General features: G+C 65.4%; 1 protein-coding gene. It reads left to right on the top strand.

The genetic code is table 11. The features are described from left to right. Positions 1-103: 103 nt before the first annotated feature. Entirely contained in the window at positions 104-1,105 is a 1,002-nt protein-coding gene (locus tag Q9R33_RS20455; RefSeq protein WP_311294950.1) for an IS481 family transposase, read from the top strand. Positions 1,106-1,107 lie beyond the last annotated feature (2 nt).

Here is a 1,107-nt window from a genome sequence, read left to right on the forward strand (position 1 = left end):
CGGCTAGCTGTACTTCCCCGTCAGGTTGTGAACGGCTGAGGTAGCGAAGACCTCCGGGCAGGATGTGGGTTACCACACTCGCATCCTGACCACGGAGGTCTTCGTGTCTCACGCTAACGCGCCTTTGACGCCGGAGGGGCGTCGTCGTCTTGCTGTTCTCGTCGTTCATCGGGGTTGGTCGCTGCGGCGGGCGGCGGAACGGTTCCAGTGCTCGCCGGCGACGGCGAAGCGGTGGGTCGACAGGTATCGGGCAGGGTTGCCGCTGACCGATCGCAGCTCGAAGCCTGAATCGTCGCCGAACCGGTTGCCACGGAAGACGGAGCATCGGATCGTGTCGTTGCGGTTCACCCGCCGATGGGGTCCGCATCGGATCGCGTATCACCTGCGGTTGCATCGGTCCACGGTCGGCCGGGTGCTCTCCCGGTACCGCATGCCGAAGCTCGCGAACATCGACCAGGCCACGGGGCTGCCGGTCCGCAAACCGAAGCCGAAGCGCTATGAAGTCGACAAGCCGGGGCGACTCGTCCATGTCGACATCAAGAAGCAGGGTCGCATCCCGGACGGTGGCGGCTGGCGTGTTCACGGGAAGGGGTCAGTACAGGACCTGGCTGCTGGGGTCGCGCGAGTGCGGGCAACCCGCGCCGGAGCGGTCGGCTCACGCGGATACCGCTACTTGCACCACGCCGTCGATGACAATTCACGCGTCGCGTACTCGGAGATCCTCGAGGATGAACGCAAAGAGACCGCTGCAGGGTTCTGGACCCGCGCGAACGCGTTCTTCGCCGCGATGGGCGTGACCGTCACCGCCGTGATGACAGACAACGGCGCGTGCTACCGATCTCACGCTTTCGCGGAAGCGCTGGGCGCGAACGTTAAGCACAAATGGACCAGGCCCTACCGCCCGCAGACCAACGGCAAAGTCGAGCGATTCAACCGCACCCTCGCCACCGAGTGGGCCTACGCCAAGCCCTACGCCAGCGAAGCCGAGCGAGCCGCGGCCTACGACACTTGGCTGCATCACTACAATCACCACCGACCCCACACCGGCATCGGCGGCGACGTCCCCTCAGCCCGCGTACACAACGTCACGGGGAAGTACAGCTAGCA

The sequence above is a fragment of the Microbacterium sp. PRC9 genome (genome assembly GCF_031844125.1).
In the GTDB taxonomy this organism is placed as follows: domain Bacteria; phylum Actinomycetota; class Actinomycetes; order Actinomycetales; family Microbacteriaceae; genus Microbacterium.